A 19868-nucleotide genomic window follows, 5' to 3' on the forward strand; every position below is an offset into this window, starting at 1 on the left:
AGTAAGGTTTTATGGCGTAACTGTCTTGAAATAATTGTATATATACCTTATATAAATGACAGATAACAGAGGGCGCTAGCGTCTAAAACGACCTCTGATAATACGAATTATAAAAGGATATACATATGAGATTTGAGAAATTCACTCAAAAACTGCAGTCCGCCATTCAAGAAGCACAGAGCCTAGCGTTAGGTCGCGATCATACCGGTATCGATCCTGTGCATTTGCTTGGCGTACTACTGCAAGATGAGTCTAATTTATCTATCTGTCAGCAAGCGGGTGCTTCTATTCCAGCGCTAAAAAATGGCGTTGCCAAGGCATTAGACAATCAGGCGACTATTTCGGAACCGACAGGTGACGTCAATCTAAACCCAAACTCGGTTAAAATCTTGAACTTGGCAGATCGTCAGGCTCAAAAAGAAGGCGATGATTTTATCGCGACTGAATGGGTGATGTTGGCACTCGCTGAGCAAGGCGAAACCAAAAAGATATTTGAAAGTGCCGGCGTAACGGCTAGCAAACTAAAAGCGGTCATTGAGCAGCTACGCGGTGATGATACGGTCAATAACCAAAACGCAGAAGATCAGCGCGATGCACTCAATAAATATACGATCAATCTGACTGAACAAGCAGAGCTGGGTAAACTTGATCCAGTAATCGGTCGTGACGAAGAGATTCGCCGTACTATTCAGGTACTGTCGCGCCGTACCAAAAACAACCCTGTACTCATCGGTGAACCAGGTGTTGGTAAAACCGCCATCGTAGAAGGATTGGCACAAAAAATCATTAATGGTGACGTGCCAGAGGGTCTGCGCCGCAAAGAAGTGCTGTCGTTAGATCTAGGGGCGCTCATTGCTGGGGCGAAATTCCGCGGCGAATTCGAAGAGCGCCTCAAAAGCGTATTGAGTGACTTAGCGAAGCAAGAAGGTAACGTCATCTTGTTCATCGATGAGCTACATACGATGGTCGGTGCGGGCAAATCAGAAGGCGCGATGGATGCAGGTAATATGCTAAAGCCAGCACTGGCACGCGGTGAGCTGCATTGTGTTGGAGCTACGACGCTGGACGAGTACCGTAAGTACATCGAAAAAGATGCTGCTCTTGAGCGTCGTTTTCAAAAGGTTTTGGTTGATGAGCCAACGGTCGAAGATACCATCGCGATATTACGCGGTCTAAAAGAGCGTTACGAGCTGCATCACGGCGTCGATATTCAAGACAGTGCCATCATCGCAGCAGCACGTATGAGTCATCGCTATATCACCGATCGCAAGTTGCCAGATAAGGCGATTGACTTGATTGATGAAGCAGCCAGTCGTCTGCGTATGGAGATGGACAGCAAGCCTGAGTCACTAGGTAAGCTTGATAGCCGCCTCATCCAGCTAAAGATGCAGCGCGAAGTACTCAAAAATGAAGAAGATGCTGGCGCGCAAGCCGAGCGTAAAGTGCTCGATGCACAAATAGCTGAATTGGAAAAAGAGTATGCTGATCTTAATGAGGTTTGGCAAGCAGAGAAGGCGTTGGTCAAAGGCAGTCAGCAGCTCAAAGACGAGCTGGACAAAGCCCGTATCGCCTATGACAAAGCTAGCCGTGAAGGCGACTACGAGACCATGAGTAAGCTGCAATACGAAACTATTCCGCAGCTTGAGCGTCGTATCCATGAGTCTGACTTGGCTGAGCAAAAAGAGCAGACAGGTGAAGGTAGCGGTGTCAAATTACTACGGAATAAGGTAACAGACAACGAAATCGCAGAAGTCGTGGCAGCGGCAACGGGTATTCCAGTCAGCAAAATGATGCAAGGCGAGCGTGATAAGATGATAGCCATGGAAGAAAAGCTCCATGAGCGTGTCATCGGTCAGAACGAAGCGGTCGAAGCCGTTGCAAACGCGGTACGTCGTAGCCGTGCGGGCTTGTCTGACCCCAATCGTCCTTCTGGTTCGTTCTTGTTCTTGGGACCTACGGGTGTTGGTAAAACTGAGCTCACCAAATCACTGGCAAACTTCCTATTTGACTCTGAAGAGGCGATAGTACGTATCGACATGAGTGAATATATGGAAAAACACAGTGTCAGCCGTCTAGTTGGTGCGCCTCCAGGCTATGTCGGTTACGAAGAGGGCGGTACATTGACGGAAGCGGTACGCCGTAAGCCATATAGCGTTATACTCTTTGATGAAGTGGAGAAAGCCCATCCTGATGTGTTTAATATCTTACTGCAAGTATTGGACGATGGTCGCTTGACTGACTCACAAGGACGGGTGATAGACTTCAAAAACACCGTGATTATCATGACCAGTAACTTAGGGTCACATAAGATTCAAGAGATGGTAGGTGAGAGCTACGATGATATCAAGGCAGAAGTGATGGATTCGGTTGGGCAGCATTTCCGTCCAGAGTTCGTCAACCGTATTGATGAAATTGTGGTCTTCCATCCGCTTGGTATGTCACAGATGGCAGGTATTGCCGATATTCAATTAGATCGCTTGCGTCAGCGTATCCAAGAGCGTGAGATGGATATTGAGCTGTCAGCAGATGCCATGAATAAGCTCGTGGCAGTCGGTTACGATCCTGTTTATGGTGCGCGTCCACTCAAACGTGCCATTCAACAAGAGATCGAGAACCCATTGTCATTGAAACTATTAGCAGGTGATTTTGTCGCGGGTGACATCATCAAAGTCGATGTGGGTGCCGATGACAAATTAACTTTTGATAAGCTAAGAATGAGCTAACCACTTTATCGTTAATGTCTGTTTGACCTTACTATATACGCTAAATCAACCCCTTATCTACAATCGTAGGTAAGGGGTTTTTCGTTTAGACAATTATTTTGCGCTACGATTCTTTTACGTTTTAAATCTCTCTTAACTATCAGGACTGTGCTATAAATAAATGACTAGCAATATAAGTGCAAACCGAATAAAGAGGAAAAACAATGACAACTCATATCGAGCGTATTAATAAACCTTTAGTATTGCCACTAGTAATCGCAGCTTTACTGTTCAGCACTGCAGCTTGCTCTAACTCTTCAACAGTAAACACCAGCAACAAGGTGACAGAGTATAAAGAAGTGCAAGTGCCCAAAGCGGATATGCAGGTAAGCGATGCTCAGGTCAGTCTAGAAAAGCCTGAGTTTACAACAAAGTCAGTGGCTAGCTTTGATGAGCCTTGGGCCATGACCGCACTACCCAGTACCACCAACAAATCGCCACAGCTACTGGTCACCCAAAAAACAGGCGAGTTATTCATTGTGGATACCGCAACAGGTAGCAAAACACAGGTCGGAGGCGTACCTGAAGTTGCTTATGGTGGGCAAGGTGGGTTAGGAGACATTATACTAGCACCAGATTTTGCGACTTCTAATGCGGTGTATTTGAGCTACGCGGAAGCGGGGATGGGAAGCGAGAGCAATACATTTGGCGCAAAAGTTATCAAGGCGACGCTCGCGGGACTAGGTACTAACGCACCCATGCTGCAATCCATCACGCCCATTTGGGAGCAGTTTCCAAAAGTGACAGGACAAGGGCATTATAGTCATCGATTGCTATTTTCACCAGATGGACGCTATCTATATATCAGCTCAGGCGAACGCCAAGACAAAGAACCAGCACAAGATATGAGTATGAATTTGGGTAAAATCATTAGGCTTCATGCTGATGGTTCTGTGCCAAAGGACAATCCATTTGTCAGTGACAGCAATAATATTGCCTCTCAGTTCTGGACAATGGGCAATCGCAATGTGCTCGGCATCAGGTTCGATGAAAATGGCAGGCTTTGGGCTAACGAGATGGGACCAAAGGGTGGTGATGAATTTAATCTGATTGAAAAAGGGAAGAATTACGGCTGGCCTATTGTCTCAAATGGTCGCAATTATTCAGGGACACCAATCCCAGACCATGATACTCGTCCTGAGTTCGAGATGCCTAAAATCACATGGACGCCTGTTATCTCACCATCTTCACTAAGTCTATATACCGCTGGTAGCCATAATGACTTCCCAGCATTGCAAGGTAATTTCTTAATCAGTGGTTTGTCGTCAAAAGCGCTCATCGTAGTGAGTGTCGATGAAGATAATAGTGCTACTGAGCGTTATCGTTATGATATGGGCGAGCGTATTCGTAGTGTGATGGCAGTCGATGGGCAAGTGTGGGCGCTGGAGGATGGTGATGGCGGGCAATTACTCAGGTTAATGCCTAAATAGTCACTGAATCAGATAACTTATTATCATGATTTTATGTAGTTATTCTAAAATAAGCATAAAATCATTTAGGATAAACGAGAGGCTTTATCAAGTTTTATTTTGTAATTGATTGATAGTTAAAGCCTATTTTGTTAAGGTAATATTCCTTGAATTTTGAGACTTGCACATGGAAGAAGTAAAAGTAGGTAGATTAGGGCCTTTTCCACGGGTGAGCAAACCTGTGTTTATTACATCGTCACTGTTGATTGTTGGATTTATTATTTTCGGTGCGCTTTTCACCGAAACAGCAGGGGCTGTCTTTAGTTTTTTGCAGAACTTTATTACTGATAAGTTCGGTTGGCTATTTATTATATTGGTCAACGTCGCGCTTATACTTTGTATTTACTTGGCGATGAGTCGTTATGGTGACATTAGGCTTGGTAACCAAACGGAACGACCACAGTACAATCTGTTTTCTTGGATTGGCATGTTGTTCTCCGCAGGTATTGGTATTGGCCTAGTATATTGGGGTACAGCGGAGCCGCTATATCACTTTATGGCACCGCCATTGGGTGAGGCTGAGACAGTAGAAGCAGCTAAGCAAGCGATGAATATCTCGTTCATGCATTGGGGACTACATGCTTGGGCGATCTATACGATCGTAGCGCTATCGTTGGCATATTTCCATTTCCGCCGCGGTCTGCCGTTATCGATTCGCTCTACTTTGTATCCTTTACTGGGCAAAAGAATTTATGGTCGATGGGGTCATACTGTTGATATCTTGGCCGTGTTCGGTACGATGTTTGGGGTAGTTACCTCACTCGGACTTGGCGTCATGCAGATCAACTCTGGACTAGAAAAGCTATTTGGTACGCCAAATAGTCTGACAGTACAGTTTGGTCTGATCGCTTTCATCACAGCGCTAGCAGCGGCTTCCGTTATGATGGGACTGGACAAAGGTATCAAGCGCCTTAGTGACATCAACATCGGTTTTACAGTTGTATTGCTCGCGTTTATGGTCATTTTAGGACCAACGCTCTTTATCTTCGATAGCTTCATCGAAAACATCGGTAATTATCTGACTGCGATTGTACCACTAGGTACATGGGGTGAGTCTTACAGTGAAACCGATTGGCAGAGCGGCTGGACAGTATTCTACTGGGCATGGTGGGTTAGCTGGGCACCATTTGTTGGTATCTTTATCGCCCGTATTTCTCGTGGTCGTACCATTCGTGAATTTACGCTTGGGGTATTGTTAATCCCAATGCTTATCTTGTTCTTCTGGTTTACGACTTTTGGCGGCGTTGCTATTCACATGGAACTTGCTTCTGCTGTGACAGGTATTAGCCCAGGGTTGGTTGAAGCGGTACAAGCAGACAGTGGTAGTGCCATCTTTAAATTGGTTGAATACTATCCGTTGGCAAAACCTATCACGCTATTGATTGTGGTTATGATCATGCTATGGTTTGTGACGTCATCGGATTCGGCCAGTTTTGTTATCGATATGCTGACGGCTGGTGGTGATACCAATCCACCAAAAATCCAGCGCTTGTTTTGGGCAACGACAGAAGGCATTATTGCTGCTATATTGTTAGCAGCTGGTGGACTTTCTGCCCTACAGGCGGCGGCTATTGTCGCAGGCTTACCGTTTGCTCTAGTGATATTTGTCATTATGTATGCGTTACTGCGCGGACTTAGCCGAGATCGTTTGATTTTGTACCGTGCGCAGCAGCGATTTATCACAGATGAGTCAGCAGATCATAACTCTGCTAACGAGTTCGTCGATGAGCATTTACTAAAAGGTCCACCTAAGATCGTAAAAGGTGACTAAGCACTAAAGTTGTTATTCAGTTTGTTCAAAGAAGCCCCAATTTGATAAATTGGGGCTTCTTTATTGGACTCTATAAATGAGGACTATTTAGAATAAATGAACTGTGGTTAAAACAGCTACCAAAGTGTCGGTACCATACCTATACATTAGCGACTGTTTTTTGAGTGTTATATTTGATAATTGGCTCATACCTTGGTATGGTTACGCACTTTTTTTTGGGGAATACCTATGGATCATGTAAAAGTTGGCCGAGTAGGCCCTTTTCCGCGGGTAAGCAAACCTGTATTTTTGACGTCAGCAATATTGATACTTGCTTTTATTATCTTTGGCGCGTTATTCAACGAGCAAGCAGAAATAGTATTTAATCAAGCAAAAGCATTTGTTTCTTTGCGCTTTGGCTGGTTCTTTATTGTCGTGGTCAATTTAACATTGGCCATGAGTATTTATATGATATTTAGCCGTTATGGCGATATCAGGCTTGGTCATCAAAATGAGAGACCTGCGTACAATCTTGTTTCTTGGGTTGGTATGTTGTTTTCGGCAGGTATTGGTATTGGCCTGCTCTATTGGGGTACCGCTGAGCCACTGTATCACTTTATGGCGCCACCATTAGGAGAACCAGAAACTGTTGCTGCAGCAAAACAAGCGATGAACATCTCGTTCCTTCATTACTGTTTTCATGTATGGGGGCTTTATGGCATGGTCGCGCTATCACTGGCATATTTCCATTACCGGGTAGGCTTACCACTGGCGATACGCTCAACCTTGTATCCAATGTTGGGTAAAAAGATCTACGGTGGTTGGGGTCATACGGTAGATACACTAGCAGTATTCGGTACGATGTTTGGGGTGGTCACGACGTTAGGTCTTGGTGTCCTACAGATCAATTCAGGTCTTGAGACCTTATTTGGTATTCCTAATAGTATTACGGTGCAGATTATCTTGATAGGTATTATCACGATGCTAGCAGGGTTGTCTCTGTTTGTAGGACTTGATAAAGGTATCAAACGCCTAAGTGATATTAATATATTATTCACTATCATATTACTGAGTTTTGTGATTATTTTTGGACCAACTCAATTTATTTTTAATAGTCTGATAGAGAATATTGGTAATTATTTGCATCAAATTGTACCGTTAGGTCTTTGGACAGAGTCTTATAAGGGCGAAGAAAACTGGCAGTCCTCTTGGACGATATTTTATTGGGCATGGTGGATCAGCTGGTCACCATTCGTTGGGGTATTTATTGCACGTATCTCTCGAGGACGCACCATTCGTGAGTTCATATTGGGAGTGTTGTTCATCCCTGTCACGATTTTATTTTTATGGTTTACCGCATTTGGTGGTGCTGCAGTAAATATGGAACTTATGGCAGCAGCAGATCCCAGTATTGCTAGTCCAGGACTTATCGAGGCGGTACAAGCAGATACAGGTAGTGCTATCTTTAAGTTGATGGAGTCTTATCCGCTAACGGGCGCGGTCAATTTGCTTATCGTAATAATGATTGTATTATGGTTTGTTACATCATCAGATTCAGCCAGTTTCGTTATCGATATGTTGACCTCAGGTGGCGATACCAACCCGCCAAAAATCCAGCGTTTATTTTGGGCAGGCTCTGAGGGCGTTATCGCTGCAGTATTATTAGCAGCAGGGGGTTTGAGTGCACTACAAGCTGCCTCTATTGTCTCAGGTTTCCCATTCGCTATTGTAATCGTCGTGATGATGTATTCTTTATTACGTGGCCTGAGCCGAGATCGTTTGATACTGTATCGCAATCAGCAGTGGTTCACTACCGAAGAGTCAGCAGAGCACAACTCTGCCAATGAGTTCCGTGACGAAGAGTTGTTAAAAGGACCACCAGCCATCGAAAAAGAAGTTTAATTCTTAGATCGAATGTTTTAATGTTAATGGTGCCATTAGTCTTCGCCGTCATAAAAATACCCAGCTTATGACAGTTGGGTATTTTTATGTGTGCTTGAGTAGATGCTGCTACTAATAATGCCCTAATGGTTAATGACACTCGCCTTCTGTATAACCGATGGTTTCAGGTAGGTTGCATGCCGAACAAGCATTACCCGCAGTACGGTAGCTTATCACTGAGCCTGTTTGAGTCTTCACGCAGATAGGCTCATATTGCATGGTGCACATGGTGTTGTTAGAGGTAGAAGCTGGACACTGGGTAAGCGTATTCTCAATATTATTCGTGCCTGACTGAATAGGAGTAACGCTATCAGGAGTATAGCTACAACCTGTTAGTATTAGTACCGATGTAAGAGCGAGGGACAAAATAAGCCATGATGATTTAAACGGGTTAACGAATGCTAAGAGTAGTAATTGAGGTAGGTTGTGTTGCATGAGGCTAATTCCTTGTTTATGTCGTCCAATAGCGTCCTGTTATCGCCTATGAATTATATAGTGCGACTGCTAAATCGTATAATAGCCAATCTATAGCTGTCTACTCAATAATCTTTCACAAAAAACCCAAGCCTAATGAGCTTGGGTTTTTATTTGATAAAGACGGTTACTGCTGCCATGCTTAGATATAAGTTCCTAAGAGGATAAGATCTACTTATTCAGCTGGCTTATCATCTTGGTTTAACTGCACATACTTATCGAAGTTTTGCGCATAATCTGTCAAGTTGTCGCTTAGCATCTGGCGATACTGTTTAACATAAAACTCAACAATATCGTCTTTTTCTTTGGCAAAATCATCGCCTTTAACAAAGCCGATAGAAGCAACTGATGCGCTATAGCGAGCAGCTGCATACAATAGAGAAGCGCCTACTTGTCCTGAATGAGCATCAGGGCCTAATTGACTGTTTGCAATGCCAATAATGGCGTCAGCACGCTGATAAAACGCCTGCATTTCAGGAGTGATTTCGACAGTGCCGTCTTGAGTGTTACCATCTTGAATATTGTCTTGAGACATAAGCTGCTCCTAGTAATAAGTGTCGGTAATTTTTAGTATATAAAATGGGTTATAAAGACTCTAAAGCAGTAACGCTTATAATCCAGCGTCAGCTTTTAAGATGTCAGCTTTGTCTGTTTTTTCCCACGTAAAGGCAGTCTCTGAGCCTTGACGACCAAAATGTCCAAAGGTAGACGTTTGCTGATACATAGGTTGTAGTAAGTTCAACATACGAGTGATGCCATATGGGCGCAAGTCAAAATGGGTACGAATCAGGCGGATGATCTCATCGTTGCTGATTTTATTCGTCCCAAAAGTATTGACTGAGATAGAGGTTGGCTCAGCCACACCAATGGCGTAACTGACTTGTATCTCACAGCGATCAGCAAGACCAGCGGCGACGATGTTTTTCGCCACATAACGTACCGCATAAGCGGCGCTGCGATCTACTTTTGAAGGATCTTTACCACTGAATGCACCGCCACCATGACGTGCCATACCGCCGTATGTATCAACAATGATTTTACGACCCGTTAGACCCGCATCACCCACAGGACCACCAATCACAAATTTGCCTGTTGGGTTGATATGATAGCGTGTACCAGCATGTAACAGATCGGCTGGTAGTACTTGCTTGATAATAGATTCCATCACCGCTTCTTGTAGATCTGATTGCGAGATACTTGGGTCATGCTGTGTCGATAGAACGACTGCATCGATAGCGACAGGACGATTGCCATCGTATTTTAGAGTGACCTGTGCTTTAGCATCGGGGCGCAACCAAGGCAGATCGCCTGCACGGCGCAGCTCAGACTGACGCTCCATCAGACGGTGAGCGTATTCGATAGGGGCGGGCATCAATACGTCAGTTTCATTACTGGCATAACCGAACATTAAGCCCTGATCGCCTGCACCTTGCTCTTCAGGATCGCTACGATCGACACCTTGAGCGATCTCAGGAGACTGCTTGCCCAGCATGTTGATGACGGCACAAGTCTCGCCATCAAACCCTAAATCTGAATGATGATAGCCAATACCATTAACCGTATCACGAACCAGACGCTCTAAATCGATGTTTGCTGTTGTGGTGATTTCGCCAGCAAGGATGACCGCTCCTGTTTTTACTAAAGTTTCGCAAGCTACGCGGGCATGTAGGTCTTCACGTAAGATAGCATCGAGGATAGCGTCTGATATTTGGTCAGCCATTTTATCAGGATGACCTTCGCTCACAGATTCTGAGGTAAATAAGTTGTATTCACGCATAATGGGGTCGCTTAATTGCAGGGACTGTAGTCGACAAACTCAGTCATTATTAAATGTATAGAAAAATGAAAGACGAAAACGAATCAAAAAATTAGCATATTTTACCGTGTATCGAGGTAAAACTCTAGCAATGTATGGTGTTGTGAGGTAACTGGTGATGGATTAAGGGCGGTAAAAGTCATCAATGTCGCTATTTTCTTGCCAACGAAATTCAGTATGTTGCGCCACTTGGTAGGCTTTATCGATGCCATGTCTATCAGCGATAAAACCAAGTGCCATATCCATGCCTGCGCTAACCCCTGATGAGGTATAAAACTTACCATCAATGACCCAGCGTACTTGCTTGATCCAATTCACTTGATCCGACTGACAAGTCACCCATTGCCATGCCATTTTATTAGAGGTTGCTCGCTTGCCATTTAACACACCGCTTTTTGCCAACAAGGCGCTACCAGTACAGACGCTCAGTACCCAATCAGCCTCATCAGTGAGAGTTGTTAGCGTTTGCAAAAAGGATGAATCGTAGACTAGCTGGCGTGTACCAAACCCGCCTGGTACCAAAACAATATCCGTCTGACAGGCTAATTCGCTGACAGCGACTGTTTGCATAGGTACGTCATGCTTACTGCGGATGATGCCACCAGCCATTGAGGTAAATTGGATACGATAATGCTCAGGCAAGCTCCCAAACATCTCAACGGGTCCGAATAAATCCAAGGTCTCAAAATCATCGAACACTAGCGCGGTAATCGTACGCATGTGGCACCCTTATTTAAAAGTATCTCTTATAAAGTACAGCTATCGTATTATGGCAGCTTGTCACACCATATCATGACATGTCATCACACCATCAATACTTTATCGGTCCATAAAAGTAAAACACAGTGATCAAACGGCAAACAATCAATGGTCATTATAGTTCTAAAAATTTAGCTTTGTCTTTGAACATGCACTCCTCATAGACAGGGCAAGCACCGCATTTGGGTGTGCGTGCTTGACAGGTATAACGCCCGTGTAAAATAAGATAATGATGGGCGTCAACTATGAAGTCATCGGGTATACGTTCAACCAGCTTATTTTCGACGATTAGCACGTTTTTACCAGTAGCAAGACCGGTACGATTACCCATCCGAAAAATATGCGTATCAACCGCCATAGTAGGTTGACCAAAAGCGGTGTTCAACACCACATTGGCGGTTTTACGTCCAACGCCGGCTAGTGATTCTAAATCTTTGCGATTATCAGGGACGGTGCTATTGAATTTCTCAATCAAATCGCGGCAGGTTTTGATGACGTTTTTGGCCTTGGCATTATATAAACCAATATTTTTGATATAAGATTTGAGACCCTCTTCACCTAGCGCGAGTATCGCCTCAGGTGTATTTGCCACAGGATATAGTTGCTGAGTGGCAATATTAACGCTCACATCGGTAGCCTGTGCGGATAAAATGACCGCAATCAGCAGCTCAAAGTTACTTTTATAATGCAGTTCAGTGACGGGCTCATCGATGGCCGCTTCTAACTTTTCGAAGAATGGACGCACATCGCGGTTGGGCATTCGCCGTGAAGGTGGGGTATCAGCTGTCTTATGTTTGACCGTTTTACTCATGGTGTTATGGCTATTATCTAATGAAGTGAGTATGCAAAATTATATGACAGTAAGACCAGTTATATTACTCATTAAGGTATCAATCACGTAATCACAAGGCTATTTGCAATGAGTCTAGCTCTGCTTGTAGCGCCTCAAGCTCTACTTGCTTTTTATCATTAGCACGGACGCTAAGCTGTTTCTCTAACTTTTTGATTTTGGTACGTAGTTTGGCAGCTGCAATGGTATTTTTTGCTTGTGCTTCGCTAATGTTTAGAGACTGGCTCGCTGCATTATTCAGTTTGGCTTCGACCATACTCACCACAGGTCTGCTATTGCTGGTATCAGCCAATTGCTCTGTCACACGTTTGAGATGCGTGTGGTAGCGCTGCCTCAAATCTTCTTGTTCGGCCAGTCTTTCAGGTTCAGATATTTCGCGATCAATCGTGACCAAATCGATGCAGTCGACAGGGCAGGGTGCGATACACAGCTCGCAGCCCGTGCATAAATCGGTAAAAATCGTATGCATATGTTTGCCCGTACCGACAATAGCATCGACTGGGCACGCTGGGATGCACTTGGTGCAGCCGATACAGTCGTCCTCACGAATCACCGCACGAACCTCTGTTGGACGACCAGATGTCATATCTACTGGCCACTGTGATGGTGCAGCGCTAAGGGTATTGCTCTGAGTGTCTATCCCAATCGTCTGAGCGATCGCGTCAGTCACCGGCTGACCACCAGGCACGCATTTGTTGTACGGCTCACCCTCTAATACGATAGCAGCTGCATACGGCAGGCAACCGTCTGGATGCTCACAAAGTCCGCATTGTGTTTGCGGTAGACAAGCATCCACGCGTGCAATTCTTGTCTGTATATCAGCGGGCAGGGTATCGATATGTAGTGATTTAAACAAAATCGGTAAGTCTGTCAAACGTGTCTGCTCAGCATTTTTAGTGACACGTGATGCTGCTTGTGGATAGTCGTCGGTCTGAGACATGGTATTACTGGCCTTAATGTCAGTCATTGTCAGTAGTGTCATTGATAGGGATCAATAGTTAGATAAGTAGTGACTTGTCGGATGTGCTATAGACATATCACAGGTCTAACTAGCAGTATCATACGTTTAATAGCTAACCAGTCTATCTATACGGTTTATCTACACAATCTATAATAATCGCTCTTGTCTTGCGCCGCAAAAGATTAACATATTTGCAGTCGTAAAACATCATGATCAAATACCAAGATAGCAACATTAAAAAAATAGCATTACTAAAAAAACAGCACTGCCTTAAAGCCACAGCATCCTCAAAAAGTATAAGCCCAAACCTAACGATGACAATTTGATGCCATCGGCTCAAACCTAATAATGCTAATAGGTATTACAAAACGAGTGTTTGCGTAGCACTTATTTGCCAAAACGTTTGAGGATAAAATCAATTAATAAATGCATACGATGAGGCATGTTATCACGGTCACGATAGAGCATCTGGCAGCCTCTTGGCTGATTATTCCATTCAGGCAGTACCCATTGCAAACTGCCTGAGTTGATCAAAGGATTTGCATCATAATCAGGAATAAAGCCTAGACCGATACCATCAGCAATAGCTCCAGTTAATAGGCTGATATTATCAACCCTTAGACGTACATCGTTCATGGGCTGGTAGGTGTGTACTTCTCCAGTCATACGATGTTGTAGATGCCAAGTCGACATAGGCGTGCACAGTACCGTAGGATACTTCGCCAAATCGCTAGGCACTTGAATATCAGACACATCGATATTGCTAGCGGCACAAATCATAAAACGAATATGGGTCAACTGTCGTCCAATCCAGTGGTCGGCACTATGCTCACCAATACGAAAAGCAATATCAATTGCCTGCGCATCAATATCAATGGTTTGATTGGACAAACGTAAATCTAAGTTGATATCTGGATATTGCTTCAAAAAGGCGTTGAAATGCGGCGCTAAAATATCACTACCAAAGTTGACAGGGGCGCTGATTCTGATGGTACCTTTAGCTTGATCTTTATCTTGTAGCAAGCAAGATGCGATATTTTCTAGCTCGTCAAAGAGATGAGCACTGCTTTTATAATATTGTTGCCCTGCATGGGTTAGCTGGACACGATGTGCATCACGATTGAGCAACCTCAGTCCCAGATCGGTCTCTAATTTGGCAATGCGGCGGCTCAAGGTGGATAGTGGCATATCAAGCATCACTGAGGCTTGGCGAAAGCTGCCATAGCGTACAACCGCACAAAAGCTGCGCATATCGTCAAGGGAGTAGTTAAATTTCATATTCGGAATCTATGCTCTCGTTATTGCTTGTTTATACCGTATTTAAAATATATACACTGGTGCTTATCTTTTCGCAAGTTTTTTGGAAGTCATATGAGCCGTTCAGCGAATACCACCGCCGTATTGTGTTTGCTACTGTGCACGTTCTTTTGGGGCGCAAGTTTTCCCGTTGGCAAACACGCTTTGAATGAGGTCAATGCCTTGACTTTGGTCGTATGGCGTTTTGGTATTGCCTCGGTATGTCTGTACCTCTATGCAAAATACAAGCACATGCCACTGCCAACGCTCACACCAAAACAATGGGCATGGGCGATTGGTGTCTCTATCATCGGTGTTGGCGGCTTAAACTTGGGGCTATTCACAGGCCTGGCGCAGACCAATGCCAACAACGGCGCCTTGATTATGGCGCTGAGCCCGTTGGTTACTTCTTTGATTGGTTCTGTGGCACAGCGTCAGTTCCCTACGAGAGGCGCATTGTTTAGTTTGGTGGTCTGTCTCTCTGGGGTATTACTAGTACTGACCGATGGCGCATTTGCCAAACTATTAGGGTTTGAGTTCAATCATGGTGATCAAATTATCTTTTTGGGCATGTTGTGCTGGAGTCTATATACCTATCTAACCCAAGGTATCAGTCGCTGGATGCCAATGATTCCTTATACTTTGGTTGGTATGTTATCAGGGCTTGGGGTGATCTCACTTATGGTATTGTTTAGCGCAGATGTCCATCCTATGCAAGAGAGCCTAGCGATCAGTCGCAGTGTCTTTGGTGACCTGATGTTCATTGGTATCTTTGGTACGGTTGGTGGTTATCTACTATGGATTTCTGGTGTTAAGCAAGTAGGCGCTACCAATGCCTCTTTATTTTTCAATTTTGTACCCGTATTTGCCGCGCTCACCGCGTTTGCTTATGGTCAGCAAGTGACTGCTTTGCAATTGTTAGGCATGGCGATTGTGATTGCAGGATTGTTGATACCTAGACTGGTAGAATGGCAGTATCAGCGTGTAGGCTTGCGCAATGCATGAGCCACTACAAAACTCTCAATATAATGTAGCATCACGCTGATACCAGCGCATTCTAATCTAATAGTAAGACGCCTTGCTCGGTAGCAATTTGATCGATCAAATCTCGAGCGATGCTACCTTTTGGCGGGATTCTGGGTAGATTAGATAGATCAAAAAAGTCAGCATGTGATAACTCTTCTTCTTGAATGATGATATCACCATCGGCATAAGACGCGCGAAACCCTAGCATTAAGTTGGAGGGAAACGGCCATGGTTGACTGCTCACATAGCGGATGTCTGAAACGCTAATATGCACCTCTTCTGCCACTTCGCGGACGACTGCATGCTCTAGACTCTCTCCAACTTCTACGAATCCTGCGATCAAACCATACATGGGTGGCAGTTTTTGCTGTCCATGGCGATGGTGATGAGCCAATAGGATTTGTAGCTCGCCGGTCACTGGGTTTGGGCGAGTAATGGCAGTAATGACGCACGGCTGTACGCGAGGATACTGGCGCAGCCTACATACAGGGCAAACCATAGCACGTTCGCCTTGGTTGGCATGCACCGTAGGGCTAGCACAGCGACTACAAAATCGTGTATCTGCTTGCCAGCCCAATAATTGTATGGCTTGGCTAATCTGATCTGACAAAGCAACTGGCAAATGAGTCATCAGCTGGCGATAAGGAACAAATACACTATCACTGCTTTCAGCGATGATAGGCAGCGTTACGCCGTGCGCGACTGCATAATCATAAGTCATGGCAGTGGTTGCTTGGGCAGTAAAGGTTTGAGCGTCTTCGTTATCAGCAGTACTGTTGGACAGCCAATGATGCGGCGACAGGCTTTCGTGTAGCGTGACATGACCAACATGATAACCAGGCTCATCTGAGTTATTGCGACTTGAGGGCAGTTCAATTTGCCACGGCCACCAGCCATCTGGCATTTGACGACATAGAACAGTGTCGCCACTCAGTACGAAAGCATGTGCCATAAAGTTTTCCAAACAGTTTGAGATAAACCTGCATCGGCTTAGATACAGACTTATTTAAAGTAAATGATCTTATCGATGATAGTTAAGATAAATGTCATGGCGGTAACGTTATAACCATGACATTCAGACCACTTTATCACGCAGCAAGTAAGTGGCTCAGGCTTTGCTGACCAATATCAAGGGCTTGCTTGCTAACAGGACGGTTATTCTCAAAGCCATCTAAATGATGATCGACGGCCATAATGACATCAGCGATGCAGGCCAATGTGCTGTCTTCAATGCGTCGTTCGCTTTCTATACGTTGCTCGATATAGTTAGCCAATTGACTCAGCATACTAGCAGGAGTAGGCAGCTGTAAGAAGCGTACTGCACCTGCGACTTGACGCATCATGCCAGGGACGTTTTGAATATTTAACATATCACGCTCAGGCTCTGCCAAGTAGTCATTGATGGCTTGCTCGACACTTGCGATAGCAGTACGACTCTCTTGTATCAACGTATCGTTGGCTGTATTGAGCTGATGCAATGAGATGTGAGGGTTGTTTAGCGGTAGATAAATCGCCCCTGGTGTATGCATCTCTGCCATGGCAATGGCTGCGTTCTCTGCATGCATTAATGCCAATAATAAATGGTCAAAATCATCTGGTGACGGCGCTTGCCAATGACTGACAGCGTCTGCTGCGGTGCTAAGACTGTTGGCAGCATTTGAGAGTCCAAGCAGACGTAGCGCTGAGCTAAGCTCAGTCAAAGCTTCGATTATCTGTGCGGTATGCATATCGATTGGATTGATCGAGTCACCACGTGCATAGCTGTCCACATTTTCTTTGATCGAACCAATCTGCGTTTGAATAATAGTATTTAAGGTATCGGTAAGCGCGCGATTGGGACCAAACAAGAAACGCTTCATTTCATCAAGCTGAGTACCTTCTAAATGGTTACTTGCATACTGCTCACGCAAGTGCTGTGCCGCTGCGCTATCACGCTGGCAGGCAAAGCTAACCAAATCAGCAAAGCGTGTGTCCATCACTGGTAAATAGCTGTGAAATTGCTGCTCTAAATATATCAACGTATGTTTTTGGCTCAAACTTAATGGCATAACCGCTGCAAGATCAGTAACAGCAGTCGTCGCTGCTTGCCAAAATAAACTATTGGTCTGTGACGCTATCAATGCACAGGCAGCGCTCATCGCATCGAGTCTTTGCTGCTCGTTGGCATCGATATCGCCATCTTGATTCAGTAGCGCTACTCCAAGACCACTGCGATACGCATCAGTGAGTAGTTCTGTATCCAAATTAAGTGAGCTGAGCGGTTCGAAATTTTGTTCCGGATTGGCGATAATGACGCTACTGCTGCCAAAGGCAGCAAAGTCTTCGACCACCATAGGCGGTTTCTGCCCGTGAGCATTAAGCTTGTTGACCACGGGTAATAATAAAGTCGGCTCTACCGATTCAGTTAGTAGGACAAACTCGATATAGCGATCCAACGTCATGATGGCTTCTGATAGATCCATGATTAGATCGACATCATTATTATCGCCACTATCATAAAGACGCTGTAGACCATCAACGATGGCATCGTTCAACAGCTCTGCACCGACCAAAGAGATCAGTTTAAAAATACGGGACAGCTGTTTTAGGACACCAATAGAGTCTAATAATAAAGGGGCTTGACTGTTATCGTCGTTGAACTCACTTAAGTGAATCTCAGTATCCTTAAGTGTGGCGACAACCTCATCATGCAACAAATGAAGGGAGGGTAGATTAAAATCAGTAACACTAAGCGTAGGGGCGGTTAATTTCATTTGCGCAGACTGGTCCATAAGTATTTTTCCATAATGTACTGATGAGAATAACAATGGTATAAATTCGAATTATAAAATAGTTGTTAGTGATGTTTTAACGTTTTATTTAATAATAATCAAGACTATATTGTACAATTGTCGATGTGGAGTCAGTCGACGGCAACAGAATATTAGACAATTTTGTTTACAGTATGCATCGTGCTTCGGCACTTGACTGCCTATATTTGTTTGCGCTGAGTTAACGACCATCAGCTGCCAAACGTCAACTAGACATCAGTTAGAGATTGGCGTTGAGTGCAGGGTAGTCTTCTGCCAAAGCGCTATACCAGCTTTGATTGGCGGTCTCGTCTGTAGATGATGCTAGCAATAAATTTGCCAAATCAGCAAAATTTGCATGAGCGGTCTGTCCACCATCTGCTTGAGTGTCCTCTTCAATGGCGAGGGTGACCTGTCCACCTGTCATTGCCAAATACACTTCGGCTAAAATCTCTGAATCCAGTAAGGCGCCGTGAAAGGTACGGTCTTGCTTGCCAACGTTTAGGCGACGCACTAGGGCATCTAGGGTGTTTTTTTGCCCTGGGTATTGCTGCTTTGCTATGACCAAAGAGTCAGTGACTTGTACCCGATTGGCAAAGTCATTCAAACCAACTTTCGCAAACTCCATATTTAAGAAGTTCATATCAAACGTGGCGTTATGAGCGATAATCTCAGCGCCATCCATGAAATCATATAAGGCCTGTGCCACTTGATCAAAAGTAGGCTTATCGGTCAAGAATGCCTCAGAGATACCATGAATACGAATGACTTCTTCATCCATGCCCCGCTGCGGGTTGATGTAGACGTGTAGTTTCTCACCAGTGAATTTACGTCCAACCATCTCTACAATACCCACCTCAATGACTCGGTCACCTTTTAGGGCATCAAGTCCTGTGGTCTCCGTATCCATAATGAGCTGGCGATCTGCCTCATGACGATGTATTGGTTCTGGTAGCAGCGGTTTGAAATGAGGGTTGGCACGGCTCGTATCCCCATCAAACTTAGGAGTATCAGGATCTATACTCATCGTTTCGCTATTTATGGTGGTATCAGTCATAGATGTTTTGACCTCTGGTATATCATTGGTAATCATCGGGGTATTGGTGTTGATATTGCTGTGATGATGCGTAGCCAGCGCGCGATCATCTTTATTTGTGGTAGTGCTGGTAGTAGCTTGATGGGAGTCATGAACCTGCGAATCATCCTCTAATATTTCTTCTTCATACTCATCGTCTGCCATATCTAAACCCAATGGGTCGAACTTCAGCCAATCATCATTAGATGAGTTCTGGGTCTTATCAGACGTCACGTGGTCTTTTTTTTTAGTGCTGTCTGACTCAGTTATTGCTGTATGACCGCTATTTGATGTGACTCCTAAATTTGCCAGCTCATCTGCTTTTTCGTTACCTGCATGTCCAGCATGACCCTTGACCCAGTGCCAACTCACATCGCGCATCTGGCACAGTTTATCTAGTTGCTGCCATAGGTCTTTGTTCGCGACGGGCTTTTTGCTGGCTGTTTTCCAGCCTTTTTTCTTCCAACCTTCAATCCATTCGGTGATGCCTTTTTGGACATAACTGGAGTCTGTCCAAATCTCAAGCATCTGCTCATGTGGACTATGCGTCAGGGCCTGTATCGCACCCATTAGCTCCATGCGGTTGTTGGTGGTTTCGGTATCGCCGCCATATAGGTCTTGTGTATTGCCATCACTGAATATAAGATGCGCGCCCCAACCGCCAGCGCCAGGATTGCCTTTGCAGGCACCATCAGTATAGGCGACAGTGGTATTTGCTTTGGCGGCTAGTGGATTGGTTGCATTGTCTGTGATGGATGGCATAGGGTTACTACCGTTGTCTGACATAAAAGAATATTGACCTGATAAAGGATGGGCATAGCATTGTGCTAAAGCATCTTGTTCATGCTATATGTACCAAGTGCTGACGTTGTGAGTATAGCAAATCTATAATAAATAGGG

At 44.7% G+C, this 19868-nt stretch carries 15 protein-coding genes; 5 read left to right on the plus strand and 10 right to left on the minus strand.

The annotated features are described in order from the left end of the window. Positions 1 to 125: 125 nt before the first annotated feature. The 4 genes from clpB to ACTXGL_RS08885 all read left to right on the plus strand — a co-directional run bounded on the left by clpB (position 126) and on the right by ACTXGL_RS08885 (position 7883). A complete protein-coding gene (clpB, locus tag ACTXGL_RS08870; protein ID WP_443526300.1) occupies positions 126 to 2723 on the plus strand; it encodes an ATP-dependent chaperone ClpB in 2598 nt (865 codons plus the stop codon). A gap of 224 nt (positions 2724 to 2947) precedes the next feature. After that, entirely contained in the window at positions 2948 to 4192 is a 1245-nt protein-coding gene (locus ACTXGL_RS08875; protein ID WP_443526407.1) for a PQQ-dependent sugar dehydrogenase, read from the plus strand. Between the two features lie 166 nt (positions 4193 to 4358). Continuing rightward, a complete protein-coding gene (locus ACTXGL_RS08880; RefSeq protein WP_319050486.1) occupies positions 4359 to 6002 on the plus strand; it encodes a BCCT family transporter in 1644 nt (547 codons plus the stop codon). A gap of 228 nt (positions 6003 to 6230) precedes the next feature. Further along, positions 6231 to 7883, plus strand: a complete 1653-nt coding sequence (locus tag ACTXGL_RS08885) for a BCCT family transporter (protein WP_443526301.1) — start codon at positions 6231 to 6233, stop codon at positions 7881 to 7883. Between the two features lie 129 nt (positions 7884 to 8012). On the opposite strand, the gene ACTXGL_RS08890 is transcribed toward ACTXGL_RS08885, so the two are convergent. The 7 genes from ACTXGL_RS08890 to ACTXGL_RS08920 all read right to left on the minus strand — a co-directional run bounded on the left by ACTXGL_RS08890 (position 8013) and on the right by ACTXGL_RS08920 (position 14060). Continuing rightward, on the minus strand, positions 8013 to 8357 hold the full coding sequence (locus ACTXGL_RS08890) for a hypothetical protein (protein WP_443526303.1): 345 nt from the start codon (positions 8355 to 8357) through the stop codon (positions 8013 to 8015). A gap of 214 nt (positions 8358 to 8571) precedes the next feature. Next, positions 8572 to 8931 carry a DUF3144 domain-containing protein gene (locus tag ACTXGL_RS08895; protein ID WP_443526305.1) on the minus strand — a complete coding sequence of 120 codons (360 nt, stop codon included), beginning with the start codon at positions 8929 to 8931 and terminating at the stop codon, positions 8572 to 8574. A 75-nt stretch (positions 8932 to 9006) separates the two neighbouring features. Further along, positions 9007 to 10173, minus strand: a complete 1167-nt coding sequence (gene metK, locus ACTXGL_RS08900; RefSeq protein WP_319050483.1) for a methionine adenosyltransferase — start codon at positions 10171 to 10173, stop codon at positions 9007 to 9009. A gap of 162 nt (positions 10174 to 10335) precedes the next feature. After that, complete coding sequence (locus ACTXGL_RS08905) at positions 10336 to 10932, minus strand: DJ-1/PfpI family protein (protein WP_443526306.1); 597 nt, start codon at positions 10930 to 10932, stop codon at positions 10336 to 10338. A 154-nt stretch (positions 10933 to 11086) separates the two neighbouring features. Next, the gene (gene nth / locus ACTXGL_RS08910) at positions 11087 to 11782 is read right to left on the minus strand and encodes an endonuclease III (protein WP_443526308.1); all 696 of its coding nucleotides are present in this window, start codon (positions 11780 to 11782) and stop codon (positions 11087 to 11089) included. 91 nt (positions 11783 to 11873) lie between these two features. Next, complete coding sequence (locus ACTXGL_RS08915) at positions 11874 to 12761, minus strand: RnfABCDGE type electron transport complex subunit B (protein WP_443526409.1); 888 nt, start codon at positions 12759 to 12761, stop codon at positions 11874 to 11876. Between the two features lie 408 nt (positions 12762 to 13169). After that, positions 13170 to 14060 (minus strand): LysR family transcriptional regulator, encoded by an 891-nt coding sequence (locus ACTXGL_RS08920; protein ID WP_443526309.1) that lies wholly within the window; start codon positions 14058 to 14060, stop codon positions 13170 to 13172. 93 nt (positions 14061 to 14153) lie between these two features. Here ACTXGL_RS08920 and ACTXGL_RS08925 point away from each other — a divergent pair, with 93 nt between their 5' ends. Then, positions 14154 to 15083 (plus strand): DMT family transporter, encoded by a 930-nt coding sequence (locus ACTXGL_RS08925; protein WP_443526311.1) that lies wholly within the window; start codon positions 14154 to 14156, stop codon positions 15081 to 15083. Positions 15084 to 15135: 52 nt separating this feature from the next. Here ACTXGL_RS08925 and nudC read toward each other — a convergent pair whose 3' ends face one another. The 3 genes from nudC to dnaQ all read right to left on the minus strand — a co-directional run bounded on the left by nudC (position 15136) and on the right by dnaQ (position 19754). After that, on the minus strand, positions 15136 to 16056 hold the full coding sequence (gene nudC, locus ACTXGL_RS08930) for an NAD(+) diphosphatase (protein ID WP_443526313.1): 921 nt from the start codon (positions 16054 to 16056) through the stop codon (positions 15136 to 15138). A 136-nt stretch (positions 16057 to 16192) separates the two neighbouring features. Beyond that, positions 16193 to 17875 carry a hypothetical protein gene (locus ACTXGL_RS08935; protein WP_319050476.1) on the minus strand — a complete coding sequence of 561 codons (1683 nt, stop codon included), beginning with the start codon at positions 17873 to 17875 and terminating at the stop codon, positions 16193 to 16195. A 259-nt stretch (positions 17876 to 18134) separates the two neighbouring features. Further along, positions 18135 to 19754 carry a DNA polymerase III subunit epsilon gene (gene dnaQ / locus ACTXGL_RS08940; protein WP_443526314.1) on the minus strand — a complete coding sequence of 540 codons (1620 nt, stop codon included), beginning with the start codon at positions 19752 to 19754 and terminating at the stop codon, positions 18135 to 18137. Positions 19755 to 19868: the final 114 nt, after the last annotated feature.

Origin of the sequence: Psychrobacter sp. T6-6, assembly GCF_052258185.1 — a bacterium.
GTDB lineage: Bacteria > Pseudomonadota > Gammaproteobacteria > Pseudomonadales > Moraxellaceae > Psychrobacter.

What these genes read in the sequence shown, in the direction of transcription:
- dnaQ (WP_443526314.1), bottom strand. Translation starts at nt 19,754, where the DNA reads ATGTCAGACAACGGTAGTAACCCTATGCCATCCATCACAGACAATGCA.
- ACTXGL_RS08890 (WP_443526303.1), bottom strand. Translation starts at nt 8,357, where the DNA reads ATGCAACACAACCTACCTCAATTACTACTCTTAGCATTCGTTAACCCG.
- ACTXGL_RS08895 (WP_443526305.1), bottom strand. Translation starts at nt 8,931, where the DNA reads ATGTCTCAAGACAATATTCAAGATGGTAACACTCAAGACGGCACTGTC.
- ACTXGL_RS08905 (WP_443526306.1), bottom strand. Translation starts at nt 10,932, where the DNA reads ATGCGTACGATTACCGCGCTAGTGTTCGATGATTTTGAGACCTTGGAT.
- metK (WP_319050483.1), bottom strand. Translation starts at nt 10,173, where the DNA reads ATGCGTGAATACAACTTATTTACCTCAGAATCTGTGAGCGAAGGTCAT.
- clpB (WP_443526300.1), top strand. Translation starts at nt 126, where the DNA reads ATGAGATTTGAGAAATTCACTCAAAAACTGCAGTCCGCCATTCAAGAA.
- ACTXGL_RS08885 (WP_443526301.1), top strand. Translation starts at nt 6,231, where the DNA reads ATGGATCATGTAAAAGTTGGCCGAGTAGGCCCTTTTCCGCGGGTAAGC.
- ACTXGL_RS08915 (WP_443526409.1), bottom strand. Translation starts at nt 12,761, where the DNA reads ATGTCTCAGACCGACGACTATCCACAAGCAGCATCACGTGTCACTAAA.
- ACTXGL_RS08935 (WP_319050476.1), bottom strand. Translation starts at nt 17,875, where the DNA reads ATGGACCAGTCTGCGCAAATGAAATTAACCGCCCCTACGCTTAGTGTT.
- nudC (WP_443526313.1), bottom strand. Translation starts at nt 16,056, where the DNA reads ATGGCACATGCTTTCGTACTGAGTGGCGACACTGTTCTATGTCGTCAA.
- ACTXGL_RS08925 (WP_443526311.1), top strand. Translation starts at nt 14,154, where the DNA reads ATGAGCCGTTCAGCGAATACCACCGCCGTATTGTGTTTGCTACTGTGC.
- ACTXGL_RS08920 (WP_443526309.1), bottom strand. Translation starts at nt 14,060, where the DNA reads ATGAAATTTAACTACTCCCTTGACGATATGCGCAGCTTTTGTGCGGTT.
- ACTXGL_RS08880 (WP_319050486.1), top strand. Translation starts at nt 4,359, where the DNA reads ATGGAAGAAGTAAAAGTAGGTAGATTAGGGCCTTTTCCACGGGTGAGC.
- nth (WP_443526308.1), bottom strand. Translation starts at nt 11,782, where the DNA reads ATGAGTAAAACGGTCAAACATAAGACAGCTGATACCCCACCTTCACGG.